The organism is uncultured Microscilla sp. (assembly GCF_947493425.1).
GTDB lineage: Bacteria > Bacteroidota > Bacteroidia > Cytophagales > Microscillaceae > Microscilla.
In genome coordinates, this window is sequence record NZ_CANLRP010000074.1 from 24,732 (window position 1) to 39,560 (window position 14,829).

The 14,829-nt window shown below is 38.4% G+C and carries 12 protein-coding genes and 1 tRNA gene; 4 read left to right on the forward strand and 9 right to left on the reverse strand.

The features are described 5' to 3' along the window. Nucleotides 1-23: 23 nt before the first annotated feature. The 6 genes from Q0954_RS18510 to Q0954_RS18535 form a co-directional block, all read right to left on the reverse strand. Entirely contained in the window at nt 24-803 is a 780-nt protein-coding gene (locus Q0954_RS18510; RefSeq protein WP_299459082.1) for a DUF4292 domain-containing protein, read from the reverse strand. An 88-nt stretch (nt 804-891) separates the two neighbouring features. Next, a complete protein-coding gene (locus Q0954_RS18515) occupies nt 892-2,610 on the reverse strand; it encodes a tetratricopeptide repeat protein (RefSeq protein WP_299459083.1) in 1,719 nt (572 codons plus the stop codon). 16 nt (nt 2,611-2,626) lie between these two features. After that, on the reverse strand, nt 2,627-3,634 hold the full coding sequence (locus Q0954_RS18520; protein ID WP_299459084.1) for a sugar phosphate nucleotidyltransferase: 1,008 nt from the start codon (nt 3,632-3,634) through the stop codon (nt 2,627-2,629). Nucleotides 3,635-3,687: 53 nt separating this feature from the next. Beyond that, nucleotides 3,688-4,740 carry a hypothetical protein gene (locus Q0954_RS18525; protein ID WP_299459085.1) on the reverse strand — a complete coding sequence of 351 codons (1,053 nt, stop codon included), beginning with the start codon at nt 4,738-4,740 and terminating at the stop codon, nt 3,688-3,690. A gap of 196 nt (nt 4,741-4,936) precedes the next feature. Beyond that, complete coding sequence (gene chrA, locus Q0954_RS18530; RefSeq protein ID WP_299459086.1) at nt 4,937-6,139, reverse strand: chromate efflux transporter; 1,203 nt, start codon at nt 6,137-6,139, stop codon at nt 4,937-4,939. Between the two features lie 53 nt (nt 6,140-6,192). Continuing rightward, nucleotides 6,193-7,164: a 2-oxoglutarate and iron-dependent oxygenase domain-containing protein gene (locus Q0954_RS18535; protein WP_299459087.1), complete on the reverse strand. Its 972-nt coding sequence runs from the start codon at nt 7,162-7,164 to the stop codon at nt 6,193-6,195. Between the two features lie 212 nt (nt 7,165-7,376). On the opposite strand from Q0954_RS18535, the gene Q0954_RS18540 reads away from it, so the two are divergent. Continuing rightward, nucleotides 7,377-7,874, forward strand: coding sequence for a DinB family protein (locus Q0954_RS18540; protein WP_299459088.1), 498 nt, complete (start codon nt 7,377-7,379; stop codon nt 7,872-7,874). Nucleotides 7,875-8,339: 465 nt separating this feature from the next. Then, nucleotides 8,340-9,767 carry a SpoIIE family protein phosphatase gene (locus Q0954_RS18545; protein ID WP_299459089.1) on the forward strand — a complete coding sequence of 476 codons (1,428 nt, stop codon included), beginning with the start codon at nt 8,340-8,342 and terminating at the stop codon, nt 9,765-9,767. A gap of 6 nt (nt 9,768-9,773) precedes the next feature. On the opposite strand, the gene Q0954_RS18550 is transcribed toward Q0954_RS18545, so the two are convergent. Next, the gene (locus Q0954_RS18550) at nt 9,774-11,549 is read right to left on the reverse strand and encodes an SUMF1/EgtB/PvdO family nonheme iron enzyme (RefSeq protein ID WP_299459090.1); all 1,776 of its coding nucleotides are present in this window, start codon (nt 11,547-11,549) and stop codon (nt 9,774-9,776) included. 274 nt (nt 11,550-11,823) lie between these two features. Between Q0954_RS18550 and Q0954_RS18555 the strand changes: the two genes are divergently transcribed. Together Q0954_RS18555 and Q0954_RS18560 are read left to right on the forward strand one after the other, a co-directional pair. After that, nucleotides 11,824-13,020 carry a sensor histidine kinase gene (locus Q0954_RS18555; protein WP_299459091.1) on the forward strand — a complete coding sequence of 399 codons (1,197 nt, stop codon included), beginning with the start codon at nt 11,824-11,826 and terminating at the stop codon, nt 13,018-13,020. Nucleotides 13,021-13,087: 67 nt separating this feature from the next. Then, the gene (locus tag Q0954_RS18560) at nt 13,088-13,837 is read left to right on the forward strand and encodes a LytTR family DNA-binding domain-containing protein (protein ID WP_299459092.1); all 750 of its coding nucleotides are present in this window, start codon (nt 13,088-13,090) and stop codon (nt 13,835-13,837) included. 311 nt (nt 13,838-14,148) lie between these two features. On the opposite strand, the gene Q0954_RS18565 is transcribed toward Q0954_RS18560, so the two are convergent. Both Q0954_RS18565 and Q0954_RS18570 read right to left on the reverse strand, forming a co-directional pair. Continuing rightward, nucleotides 14,149-14,400 (reverse strand): GIY-YIG nuclease family protein, encoded by a 252-nt coding sequence (locus Q0954_RS18565; protein WP_299459093.1) that lies wholly within the window; start codon nt 14,398-14,400, stop codon nt 14,149-14,151. Between the two features lie 106 nt (nt 14,401-14,506). Further along, nucleotides 14,507-14,584: transfer RNA gene (locus tag Q0954_RS18570), tRNA-Val, on the reverse strand. Nucleotides 14,585-14,829: the final 245 nt, after the last annotated feature.

Here is a 14,829-nt window from a genome sequence, read left to right on the forward strand (position 1 = left end):
GGCTTATGTATAATAGTATGCTTTTATTCTCTTTTATATTTTTTAGATACTCTAAAAGGGAACTTTATTTCTTCATCGGTGAACTCTACTTTTAGGTATTTTATAGATACTGAGGTAATCAGGTTCTGCTTTTTTTGTTTTGACTTGTATTTTACGGTGATAGAGCTCTTTCCTGGAAAAACCTTGTCATTGTAAGCGGCATAATCTTCATATACCATTCGCAGCGAATTGTTGGTAATGATATCGGTTAATAAAACTTGTTCGAGCTTACGGTTTCTGTTATTGACATAGTTTTCTATGTCTATGTGCTTTCTTTTTTGCTTAATCAACCAATACTTCTCATTTTGTACTATTTTACTTTTAGTGGCTCCTCTGAAAGGCATATTACCTAATATCATGGATTGTAAAAGATCAAAGTTTATATCAAAGTTAAAGTTTTTGCTCAATGTCTTGAAATCTGACACCTGGTAAACCTTTTTCATTCTATCCAATACATAAATAGAGTCACGGGTAATCATTCCTCTGAGCCCTTCAAAACCTGTTTTACTCACAGAAACCCATATTAAACTATCTTTTTTCAAACGCAAACGAACTTTAGCTTTTACGTCGCGTTCGGCATCATGAAAATGCAATTTAAACTTAGATTTGAGGTAAGCAAATTTGGTTTCTTTTGCTAAAACACTGTCTATAGGCGTGTTTTTATGGCGGGTAGTTAAAGCTGTTTTATTGCTTTTGCATGAAAATAATATACAACCAAATAACGCAATAAACCCTAATGAATAGATTTTTTTAGTGATATACATGGTATTCTTTAATGATGAAAAATAAGGCAGGGCTGCACTGTCTTTCAATAAACATCAAGCAAAAACCCTCACGCTGCTTTACCTATAATTACTCATACAGTTTTTTATCGGCGATCTTCTTATCTATAAACTGTGATGTACCTCCCAACTCTTTTGCTTTCTGCCACTGTTCGATAGCCTTAGCAGTGTTGCCCAACTTGAACAAAACATCGCCATAATGCTCATAAGTGGTTCCTTCTGGTGATTTTTCTAGTGATTTCTCTAAATATTTTTGCGCGTTTTTATAGTCTTTAGCTACGTATAACACCCATCCGTAAGTATCTAAATAGGTGGCATCGTCGGGATTGTTTTTTACCAGTCTTGCGGCCATTTTTTTAGCCTTGTCAAGGTTTTGTTTTCTTAACGCCAGGAAATAACTATAGTTGTTTAATGTATAAGCGTGATTAGCATTTTGCTTCAGCACCTCTTCATAATAACCAAACGATTTTTCATATTGTTTAAGCCCATTATAAGCATCTCCTAAACGAGCATTAAATTCATTTAATAAATCTTTGTTATTAAAGCTTAGTCTTTTGCCCTCTTCCAGTGCTCCAGAAGCTTCTTCAAACTGGTTGGTGCTTAATAATGCAGTACCATTGTATAGCCAAAACAAGGCATAGTTTGGGAAAGTTTCCAGAGCTTCTTCTGAGTGTACAACTAAACTATCCATCATGTTCAAGTCAGACTCAAGTACTAGTACTTGAGTCCACACCTGCAACACAGAGTTGTCTTTGCGAGCAGCTTTGATATAATACTTTAATGCTTCTTTCTTCTTTCCCTGTACTGCCAGCATATCAGCATATATGGTGTTTGCCTGCGCTTGTTCGGGGTGCATTTCTACTACCGTTTTTGCCAACAACACTAACTCGTTCGACACTTTTATCTTATCCCCTTGTTGTGCATACTGAACCAACAATTTCACTTTTTCATCGCCATTAATCTCAGGGTCGGAAAATGCTTTTTTGAGTTGGTTAATGGCTTTTGCCTCTTCTCCTTTGCTTTTATAAATACTGGCAAGCAACAAATACACCCTTGGGTCAGGGTCTTTTTTCTGTTTTTCTATTTCTTCCAACAATGGAAGTGCTTCATTCAGTTTGTTGTTAGTCACCAACAGCTCGGCAAGTGCTACTACATAGCGGGTTTCTTCTGGTGCAAAGCTTACCAGTTTTTTTCCCTCTTCTATGGCTTTGTTAAATTTGCCCTGCTGGAGGTATATCTTTTGTTTGGCATAGATCACATCTTCTGACAGTCCAAAAGATTTTTCAAGCGTTTCATACGCTTCAATCGCTTCACCGTAGTCTTTTTGTAAAAGGTGCAACTCTGCCAAGTGATAGTTATAAGACGCTGCCCCTTTTACATTGTTCATCAGCTTTTTATATACTTTAGTAGCCGCCTTGTACTTAAACTGGGCTTTGTATATTTCTGCCAGCAACTCGTAGTGATATTTATTGTTTTCATCAAATTTCAACGCACTTTGAGCATGATTTTCGGCCTTACCGAGTTGCTTTAGTTTAAAGTGACAAGTAGCTATTTTGTATTGAATACCCGCATTTTTGGTTTTGATGTCAGCTGCCTTTTCAAAATTTTCTAATGCAGTATCGTATTTCCCTAAGATATAAAACTTCATGCCTTCGGTAAAGTAAAAATCGGTTTCTACATCTTTGCGTCCTACTGATGATTTACCCCCTTGTGCACTTACCTGACGCAAGCTCAGGAGCAGGAGTGCCATACTCAATGCAATAAGTTTATAAAAAGCTTGAATGTTCATAGTTATATTATGGTTATTATTCTTTTAATTGATTATAGTCGCCAATACTTGCATCGGCTGCTTTACCTTTATAAGATACATGATTACCAATCATTGAATTGGTCATGTTGGCATCTACAATTTCAGAATCATCCTGAACAATAGAGTTCTTAATAACAGTATTTAACACTTTAGAGTTGCCACCTATAGAAACGTGTGGGCCAAGTACACTGTTATGAATTTCAACATTTTGTCCTATATATACGGGAGGAATGATCACAGAATTGATGATTTTGGCCGACTCATCTACCAGTTGTTGGTCTTGGATATACTCCAGGTAACGTTGGTTGGTATGCACTGTAGCATCTTTGTTTCCACAATCGAGCCATTCACTTACTTGTCCAGGCTGAAACTTCACTCCTTTCGACTTCATGTTTTCCAGTGCATCAGTAATTTGATACTCTCCCCGGTCTTTGATATCATTATCGATCAAATATTGCATTTCATCTCTAAGAACAGCTCCATCTTTGAAATAATAAATACCAATGATTGCCAAATCAGAAACAAAGGTTTTTGGTTTTTCTACAAAGTCGGTAATATAGCCATTTCCATCTATCTTTACCACTCCAAATGCTGACGGGTCTTCTACCTTTTGCGTCCAGATAATGGCTTCGGCGTTGCTATCAAGCGTAAAATCTGCTTTAAATAATGTATCAGCAAAAGCTACTACAACATTGCCATTAAAATAGTCTTTGGCGCACAATAAAGCGTGTGCTGTCCCTAGTTTTTCGGTTTGATAACAAATGGCTCCTTTAGCACCTACTGATTCAGCTATTTGCAATAATTGTTTTTCTACAGCCTCACCAAAATCAGCTCCAATAATAAAGGCAATTTCGGTTACTTTTTGCCCACAAACCTTTACTATGTCTTCCACCAGACGGTGAACAATGGGTTTTCCTGCAATAGGAATCAAAGGTTTAGGTACTGTAAGGGTATGAGGGCGCAAGCGAGTGCCACGGCCAGCCATTGGAATAATAATTTTCATAATTTAATGTCTAGTTTAATTTCTGTCTGTTTTTAAGTATTGTTATGAGGGTATTATGTGTTGGTGCTTCCAAAGCCACCTTCACCTCTGGCGGTTTCGTCAAAACCTTCTACCTGCTGCCACTGCACATGTACAATAGGTCGGGGAATAATTTGCACTACACGGGCAGGTAAATCTAAATCAGGCATTTTAACATCTACTTTTCGTAGAGGCACAAGGACATTCCCAGTGTAAGTTCGGTCAATCACACCTACACTGTTTGCCAGCATGTAGCCAGTTTTAGAAATAGAGCTACGGGGCACTAAGTCAAAGTACCAACCATAGCCAGGTTGTACTTTGATACCAGTATCAAAAAACGTGACATCCCCCACCTCTTTTACTTTTTTTACCAACGTAAGGTCATACCCACTATCCGAGACCCGCTCTTTGAACGGAGGCACCGCGTCGGAAAGTGCTTTTACCCACTTAAAAGGATATTTTTCGCTTATTTTAGCAGTAAACCCAGGCACCAAAGCACAAAGCCTGGCATATATTTCCTGGTTGGCTTCCAGCCCATAAGAGGCATGGTCATATAGGTTGCCTAAAAAATCGAGGGCATTGTTTCTTTGCAAATTAAGCGTAAATAGTTTTCCTGTATTGGTTACTTCGGCGGGTATTTTACAAAAAGCTTTGATGTCATATAGCAGATTTTCAGAACGAGTAGTAAGTGTAAACTCTATAGTATCCAGATTAATATTGCCGTAAGCATCAAACACTCCACGAATAAAGCTCCACTGCAAAAACTTATGTTCGATAGCAGGTAATTTAGCTGTGGTCAGGTACTGATCTTCAACTGACACTTGTAGCCACTGGCAAACGCTCTGTGCTATTTTGTCTGACTCAAGTTTAAGATATGCCTGTCGCCCCGTATTAGCATCTTCTATTTCACCTATAGGCAACTCCTTGTCTATAATACTGCGTAACACTTCCAGCATACGTACTTGCTGATAAGCCACTCTTAACTCTACTTGGTGTTGATCAACTATTCCATTCGCAGCGATCCACCCCAAACAATACGCTTTCCCTTCAGTGTCTATATCGCTAAAAAAGTTGTTAGCTAAACTCATAAATTATATTGGTTGTTATTTGCTGTCAAGTATTCAAACTGTTGTTTTGGTCAAAAAACGAGGCAATTTAGTAAGTATAGAAATAAAAACACAAAGCATTGAGAGGGTTCTCCTCTAAACAACCCAGAAAGTCAGCAATAACCCCACCTAAATATGGGACGTCACTGACCAAAATAAATGATCACGTAGCACTATATCAGAAAATAAACCCGGCAAGCAAACCACATAAAATAATCCAAGGTGGTTTTACTTTAGTAAAAGTTAGTATAAGAAAAGCAGCAACTACTAAAGTCATATTAAGGTAATGGTGGGCTCCGGTAACCACAGGGGTAAGCAATAATAAGGCAGCTGCTATTACCAAACCAGAACTTGCCGCATGAATGCCTTCTAATGAAGCCTTCACAATACGGAACTTTTTGAGCTGTTCCCAAAAACGAATGACAAAAAAGATAAGGAAAGTACCAGGTAAAAATATGCCTGCTGCAGCAATAAATGCCCCCCAGATTTCACCACCAACTCCGGCCCCTGCTTCTCGCATAGACAAGGCACCTATAAACGACACAAACGAAAATACAGGACCAGGCACGCATTGAGCCAAACCAAAACCAGATAAAAACTCTTGTTCGCTAAGGTAAGCTTTAAACTCTACAAACTCGGTAAACAGCACTGGAATAAGAACCTGCCCCCCTCCAAAGATAAAGCTACCGTTACGGTAAAAGTTTTCAAACAGTCTCACCCATAAAGGAGTATTGTTAATGCCTACTACCAAAATACCTAAACCTACAATGAGCATTACTCCAAGGTACAGTAGAAAATTTGCCCATTCAATTTTAAGTGGTTCGGGTTGTTCTTTGGGTTGGTGCTTGAACTTACGAAACGCGGTAACCATCCCCCCTACTACCACTACTACAGGAAACACAAATGGAGATTTGAATGTATAAGCACAAGCAGCTGATACGATTAATAGAACTATCCCGGTTTTGGTATTGACTACCATGCGAGTAATGCGATAGGCAGCATAACAAACCAGCCCTACTGCCAAGGGTTGGACAAACCGGAGAAAGTCCAGAGAAAAACTCTGGTGATGAAAGTAGGATATGGTAATGCCCAATACAGTCATAATGATCATAGCAGGCAACGACCAGATCAACAAAGTAAGATAGGCCAGGCTAGGGCCTCCTATTTTAAACCCTAAGGCTACTATCGTTTGTGTAGAGGTAGGTCCTGGCAAAATCTGACATAAAGCGTTGAGTTCTAAAAACTCTTTTTCTTTGAGATATCCTCTTTTTTTGACGAACATGTCAATGAACAGGGCTATGTGCACTTGTGGACCTCCAAACGCAGCAATGGAGAGCCAGGCAACATCTCGTAAAAATATGTAATACCTGATTCTTTTCATTCTAAAATATAGAAACCACTGCTTTTGATGCAGTGGTTTCGTTCCCCATTTATTTATTTTTTCAAACCTATTTCTCGTAAACGTTCTTCTAAAAACTGCCCCGCAGTCATGTCTTCATACTGTTTGGGGTTGTGCTCATCTATACAACTCTCCAGACAAGTTAAATCCATATCGGAACGAGGGTGCATAAAAAACGGAATAGAATAACGTGATGTATGCAATAGTTCTTTGGGTGGATTTACTACCCGGTGAACAGTCGACTTAAGTCTATTGTTTGTCAAGCGTTCAAGCATATCCCCTACATTTACCACAATCTGATCGGGCAATGCAGTTACTGAAATCCATTGATTGTCTTTTCGCAAAATCTGAAGACCATCAGCGCTTGCTCCCATCAATAAAGTGATGAGGTTAATATCGCCGTGAGCAGCTGCTCTTACTGCATCATCAGGCACTTCGTTGGTATTTGTAATAGGATAATAGTGAATAGCACGTAAAATGCTATTGCCGTTATGTACTTTACTCTCAAAATAGTCTTCCTCTAAATCAAGGTAAATCGCCAATGCTCGCAACATTTGTCTTCCTGCTGCTTCCAGTGTTTGGTAGGCAGTAAGGGTGTTTTCCTTAAAAGAAGGTATCTCCTTAGGAAAAACGTTGTCAGGGTACTCGCTTTTGATAGCGTCTCCATCGGTTACCTCCTGACCTACATGATAAAACTCCTTCAGGTCACCTGTACTTCGCCCTTTAGCATGTTCTTTGCCTTTGCCTACATAACCGCGTTGCCCTGACAAACCTTCAATTTCATACTGTTGCTTTACCTCTTGTGGTTGAGCAAAAAACTCCTTCACACTGGCATAAAGCTGTTCAGTGAGTTCATCTGTAAGCCCATGGTTTTTTATAGCTACAAAGCCTATATTGTTATAAGCCTCCCCCAAATCTTTTACAAACTGAGCCTTTTTAGATGCATCGCCTGATGTAAAATCGGCTAAATCTAAAGAAGGGATTTCGTCATAAAGCTTTTCGCTCATATACAGTAAGTTTATGTTTTTTATATGTAACTTCTATTGTTAAACAAAATTAAGACTTTGTAGGGAATAATGGCAATTATGTAGAATTATTGAATAAAATGGAAAGGTTCTGTGTTAAAAAATAACATACAATTAATCATTGCCTTGTTTTTTAGTCTAAAAATGAATTATATACATCATATAAACTATTTTTTATACAAACTACAGTGGCAATGAAACAAAACACCGCAGCTAAATTATTTCAAGATAAAATACTTGATAAAGTACTTGCTCAATTGTTGAACCTGCCTAATCAGGTTCAAACTCAAGCACTTACACCGGGCAAATGGTCGCCTATACAAATTATGGGTCACCTGATAGACTCTGCCACCTATAACAGTCAAAGGTTTATCAAAGCACAATGGAGGGATGACCTTATTTTTGAGGCATACCCTCAAAAGGCTTTAGTTGATACACAACGTTTTCAGGAAGGTAACTGGAGGGATGTAATTGAACTGTGGTATTGGTACAATATACACATTTGTCATATCATTCGACATATTCCAAACGATGCCTGGAACAAAGACCGGGAGCCACATAGTATGGCTACCGAAAAGGCTTCAGTTAGATTAAGTGACTTAGTGTTAGATTACATCGTGCACCTAGAGCATCATCTCCAACAAATTTTTCCTGACTATGTGCGCCAAATCAACCCTGAGCAAACCCAGTAAATCAGGTTTGAAAAAAGAGAATTAAGTAGACTTACTTAAATACAATTCTCATGAACTTCTTATTTGATTGACTACTATAATTGTTTAAATTATAGGCATGACTCACTCAATTCCTTCTGATGCTTAATTAGAAACACTACTGTTTTTTCAATCTACCCCAAATTTTGGTAGTCGTTAAACTATCATTTAGAGTTAAACCATTGGAGTATAACACTCTACTTCACAGTCTAAAGAATTACACAAAAGCATTCTTAAACTATTGCATATTAGACTAAGATACTTATAATGGCAAACAATAAGCTTGTGTAGATGATTATAAAATAACTTATAGTTTTATTTTCATAAGAATAATTATTGCGCATCAATCATAAAAATGAACTGTAATGAACATTACTAACAAGCATCAATTAGCAAACAATTAACAAAGTACTATACTTCTTTCAAACCAAAATTTCAGATAGTTCTATGCAAATATTAACCAACCAACCTACCGAAGAAATATCAGCTAATGACTTATTTTTCTATAAAAACTGGGCTCGTTTTGCTCGTATTATGCAAATACAAAGTGGGCAGGACAGCGAAAACTGGGCTAATCATGTGTTACAACACCTTGTCCCTTTTGTAGAAGGTTTTCAAGCTACACTTTATCTCAAAAATATTGCGGATGAAGAGGTTCAACTAGAAAGCTTTCGTTTTATAGGTGGTTATGCCATAGAGACTGATCAGGTGAAGGACATCATATATTTAGGCGAAGATACTATAGGGTTGGTAGCCAAAAGCAAAGAAAAATCGTACATTACCTCTCAGGAAGAGAGCCCCGTTTTTAAAGCCGTCAACACTACTCTATTAATTCCTATATATAGCATACTTACTTTACCTATTATTTATCAAAAAGCAGTATATGGAGTATTAGAAATATTGTTTCATAAACCCCCAATGCAGCAATTTCTCGATTTTTTGGATAAGATCAATAACAATATCGGGGCGAACCTTTGCTTATTGCTCAAAGATGAAAAAATTAGGCTGCAAAATAAAGATCTAAACCATCAACTAAGACAAACCCGTAATCACCTGATTATTTCGGAGGAGTTTCGTAAACTACACGGCAGCCTGACGGAAAGCGTGGAATACGCACAAAATATCCAAAATGCGATTTTGCCTGGTAACTCAAGCTTTGGCAAATTGTTCCAAGACTATTTTATCATTTATAAACCTAAAGACATTGTTTCAGGCGATTTTTACTGGATGGTACAAACAATTAATCGTGATAAAGAAAACGAAACCCTCTCAAAAACAATTTTTTTGGCAGTGGTAGATTGTACAGGGCATGGGGTGCCAGGTGCTTTTATGAGCATGATTGGTACTATGTTGCTCAATGAGATCGTCAGTAGGAAGGGCATAGACAGTCCAGCTCGTATCTTAAAAATGATGCATATTGGTGTAAGAGCCGCCCTTAAGCAGTCTGAGGGGCAAAACAAAGACGGAATGGATATTTGCTTTTGCAAAATAAAGCCCCAGAATGATGGCCAACAAGAAATAACTTTTGCTGGGGCAAAACGCCCTTTGTACTATTCAGAAGATAATCAATTATTTAAAAAACCTGGTACCCGTAGAAGTATTGGTGGTGACTCACAAACAAGGAGTGAACCATTTGTGAATCATACGATTATGCTTGCTACAGGAGATAAGCTTTTTTTATCCACTGATGGTTTCAAAGATGTGGCAAGTCCCAAACGACGAAATTTTGGTCAGCAACGCCTTGAACTACTGCTACAACAAGGCTTGGAGGACACCCTACAAGCACACCGTGAATTGTTGTTAACTCGTCTGAAACAACACCAACAAGATGCTCAGCAAAGAGACGATATAACGCTTATAGGGGTTCAACTATAACTTTTACTACCTTCCACGCCATATCCACACATCGGTGTAAGTAGTTTTAAGTTTTTGTTTGGCTATTACTGCCAACTGCCTGGTTTGGTAGCCTGCATCAAACGCTACCCTGAGGCGCCGTTGGCTTTGCAACAAACGGGGATTCGCAAAACCAGCTTGCCTGAGATGCTGTAGCTTTTGTTGTGCACTGGCAAGGTGGGTATAGCTTCCTGCAATAAGATAGTACCTGCCCGATATAGTTTTGGTAGAGGTTTGCGGGGGGCTCGTATGCCTTGTTTTGTCATACTGGTGCAATGAGGTTGGTCTGGGCGTTTTAATACGTTGTTTTATTTGCTCCCAATCGTGGTAAATCATTGCACCAGCATTTTGCATAGGTTCATCTGCTTCAAACCTTATGCCTGCTACATCTTTAAAGACTCTGGCAATGGTATATAGCCACACATCACTCTCGTAGCCCACATACACCATATGAAAATCGTATAGGTTTTCGCGGGCAGCTGCATAGTAAATATTACGTCTAATACCATAACAAAACGCTTGAAAAGCCGCCTTGAGGTTACGGTATTTACGGTTTAGCTTACCTGGCATAGCCTGATAGGTAGGTAAACCGTTAACCATCAACCTGTTTTGCCAGTGAAAAGCCATAGGGTTGTTATACCAACGCGGAAACGAGCAACTTCCCAACCCACTCTCACTTACCATAATTGCCGTTAGAAATAAGGGATTTATGTTGTGTTGCTGAGTCACTGACACTATAGCCTGCGCCATTTGTAAAGGAGTTATTTTAGGCTGAGCATCTACCTGCTCAAGAAAGTACAAAGATTGAGGGAAGTAATCGCCTAAAAAAGTTGCCAAACGTTGGGTAAACTTTGTGCCGTAGTAATCTATTCGTAGTGGTTGATTATAGTGTGAGGTTTGGTATTGATAAAATTTACGCTGGGCTGCTTTTTGAGCAGTACTGTCTCGCCTCGATATGCCATAGGCTGGACGAACACAACGAAAACCAATATCAAAGTTATAGTTGCTGGGCGCCGAAAAAGACCTATAGTTTATTTGTAGGTACTTTGGGTTTATACTTCCCCAACTTCCCCCTTTGAGCACTTTAGTTCGGTTGGTAGTGTGCCAGTCATTGCACCAATGCCAAACATTGCCACTCATTCCTCTAATTCCAAAATCATTTTTAGGCAACTCGTTTACTTTAGCCAAGCGCCACCACTTACCAATTTTTACTCCTCGTTCATTGTCATAATTTGCCTTTGCAGGATCAAAACGATCGCCCCAAGGGTAAGCCCTTTTACCTTTGCCTCCCCGAGCAGCTGTCATAAACTCTGACTCAAAAGGCAGGCGATATCCTTCGGATTCCTTGTTGAGCCGCCAACCTGGATAGCCCCAGGTATCTAACTTACCAGAAGGCACATAGGCGGGAGACAACCCTTCCATTTTACTACGCCAATTGCAATAGTCTACAGCGTGGTACCAATTGATCCCAGTGACAGGTTGCAGACTTTTGTTATAAGTAGCTTCGTCCCAGTAGGCAGCAATGGTTCCTCCAGCTTGTACATATTTCCTGAAATCCTGATAAGTTACTGGAATAACATCTATATAAAACTCATGACCGGCAACTTCGGTAGGCACCAACACCATTTTTTTGAGCCCTGTATATTCTTTGGGTAAATCTTCAAACGATTTTGCTTTTTTACTAACCGACGAACAAGCTCCAAGCATTGCCAACAGGCAACACCACCTAACGGTGTTTTTGATATATAGCCAAGTTAACCTCATTATGCAAAACTAAAAGGTTTTGGCAAAAGTGCAACTCCTGAGGCTTTGATTATCACTAGATTAAGACTAGGTACCAAGGTATTTTGCATACCATTGCCCAAATAGAGCAGCTCCCGAATGCATTTGGTGGGGCAGTTATACCACTGAGGGGTTTGAAAAGGTTAAAGAGAACTCATTTTGAGCGGTTGGTCTAAAAACCGGCTGATAACAAAACCTTTTTCTTAAAAAACGATTAGTTTTGTTATAACAATATTCGGTATACTGCATCTAAACTATGACATTTAATCTATTACCAAAGTATAAATCTAACCATCAACGGTTATTACTGCATGTATTGTTTTGGGTAAGCTATGTCTTATTCTTTGCCATACTTTGGGGCAGTTATGATGACCACTATTACCGCGAATTAAAAGTGCAGATTTTGCTGTTACCAGGCAGAATGTTAATTGTCTATTTCAACTTATATTTTTTACTACCTCGTTTTTTACTACAAAAACGCTACCTCAGTTATATTCTTTGGCTTATTCCCACCTCTATGCTGATAGGTATGTTTAGTCGTTCCTTAATTTTTTATTTTTACTACCCCATTTATAACCCTGAGTTTATTAAAACAACCTATTTGACTACTGAAGTAATTGTTCAGTATGTGATACCAGACCACATAAGCAACCTATGGTCATTATTTAAAGTAATAAAGTTTGCCCTAGGATTCAATACAGTATTGTTGCTTACTACGGGGGTTAAAATCCTTAAGTTTTGGTACAAAGACAAACAAGCAGCAAAATTACTGGAAAAGGAAAAGTTAGAGGCTGAGCTCAAATTTTTGAAAGGACAAATTCACCCACATTTTTTGTTTAATACGCTCAATAATTTGTATGCGCTTACGCTAAAAAAAGATGAACATGCCCCCGAAATAGTGCTTAAGCTGTCAGACTTGATGAATTATATGCTGTATGACACCAACACACAATATATAGACATAGAGAAGGAAATTAACTACATAAAAAACTACATCGCGCTTGAAAAAATCCGCTATGGCAATCGGGTAGATATTTCTTTTAATATAGCTGGGCAAGTGGCAGGCAATAAGATAGCCCCTATGCTGATACTGCCTTTTGTAGAAAACAGTTTTAAACATGGAGTAAGTGGAGAGATTGACCATGCCTGGATTACGATAGATTTACTACTACAGGGCAATCAAATGACACTGAAAGTGGAAAACAGCAAAAGTAGCGAATACATAAAACGCTCGCAAAGAGAATACGCCAGTGGTATAGGTTTGGTAAATGTAAAGCGCCGTCTGGATTTATTATATAATGATCAATACGAACTGAAGGTGTTTGATGATGAGCCATCTACTTATTTGGTTGTACTTAAACTTACACTAGAGTCGTCATTTGTGGCATTTGATTCGGTAAAACCTCAAGTTGACCAGGAACAAATACTCCCTCAAAAACCAGTAAAAAAATAAGACTATTTCTACCTATTAAAACACCACTCGCACCCCGTATTGGTGATAAATAACCCAAAAAAAAGATATGGCTAATTTAAAATGTTTGATTGTAGATGATGAACCGCTTGCCCTGGATATTCTGGAAACATACATTCAGCGTATAGACAGTCTTGAACTGGTGGCACGATGTAACAATGCTATAGAGGCATTTAATCTGATTCAACAAAAAGAGATAGATTTGCTTTTTTTGGATATACAAATGCCTAAACTTACTGGCATCGATTTTTTGAAAAATATCCATAACCCACCTAAAGTAGTCTTTACTACTGCTTACCGCGACTATGCATTGGAAGGATACGAATTAGACGCCGTTGACTATTTGTTGAAGCCTATTTCGTTTGAACGCTTTTTGAGGGCAGTAAACAAAGTCTCGCAAATGAACAATCCTACCCCAGCCACCGCCACAATACCCGCTACGAGCACCATAGATAATTCAGGGTATGACCAGGCTTTTATTTACCTGAAGGCAGATAAGAAGATGATTAAGTTTTTGCTCAAAGATATTTTATATATCGAAAGCCTGAAGGATTATGTAAGAGTAAAAACAGCTTACAAAGAAGTAGTGGCGTATCAGAAAATAAGCTATTTGGAAGAGAAACTGCCCGAAAATAAGTTTTTAAGGGTACACCGCTCTTTTATTGTGGCAATAGACAAGGTAGAGGCTTTTTCGGCTACAACCATAGAAATTAATGGAAAAGAGATTCCTATTGGGCGAAATTATAAAAATGTAGTGCTCAAGGTACTCAATCAAAATAACTTACTGGGGGAAGGTTAACATTAATGTTCTCAATGCTTTATTTGTTCTTTTATCAGTAAATATAAAACTTGTAGCACCGAATTAGGGTAGAATACCCTACTTTATTCCTCTCACACCACCGAATATACAATTCTCGTATCAGGACGGTTCGATAAGTTTTCATGTATGTGGTTATCAACTTCTAGTAGAGATTGATAACCACGTTGCTTAGGTATACACGCATAAAAAAAGCTCCTTCAATAAAGTAGCTTGTGTTTTTAGTGGATTCTGTTCCGATATTGGATCGGAACGACTTCTGCTTGTAAGGCAGATGCTCTGAACCAACTGAGTTAAGACTGACCTAATATTAAATGATCTAAATACTTTCTTGATTTCTTTGCTTTGATAGCACGTTCACGCACCATTGCCTCGCTACGAGTCTCATAACCTTCTGAGTATTTCAATTCCCAAGGAACGCCAGGTTTAGTTGCACGACTACCGCCAGAATTATGGCGAGCCAAACGTGAGGATAGATTTTGGGTAAAACCAACATAATACCTGTCTAAAGAAGTAGAGTAAAGGATATATACATAAAAATTCATAGCATCAAATCTTAAGCATAAAAAAAGCTACTTCATATATGAAGTAGCTTGTGTTTTTAGTGGACCCTGTTCCGATAGTACATTGGAACAGTTTCAACTTCTATTGTGGACCCTGTTCCGATGGGTTATCGGAACGACTTCTGCTTGTAAGGCAGATGCTCTGAACCAACTGAGCTAAGGATCCAGTATTCCTTGTGTTTGTGTTGCTGTTTGAAGTCTTTTAATAAATATTGTTCTGATATTGTATCGGAACAATTTCTATTTGTATTGTGGACCCTATTCCGATGCGCTATCAGAACGACTTCTGCTTGTAAGGTAGATACTCTGAACCAACTGAGTTAAGACTGACCTAATATTAAATGATCTAAATACTTTCTTGATTTCTTTGCTTTGATAGCACGTTCACGCACCATTGCCTCGCTACGAGTC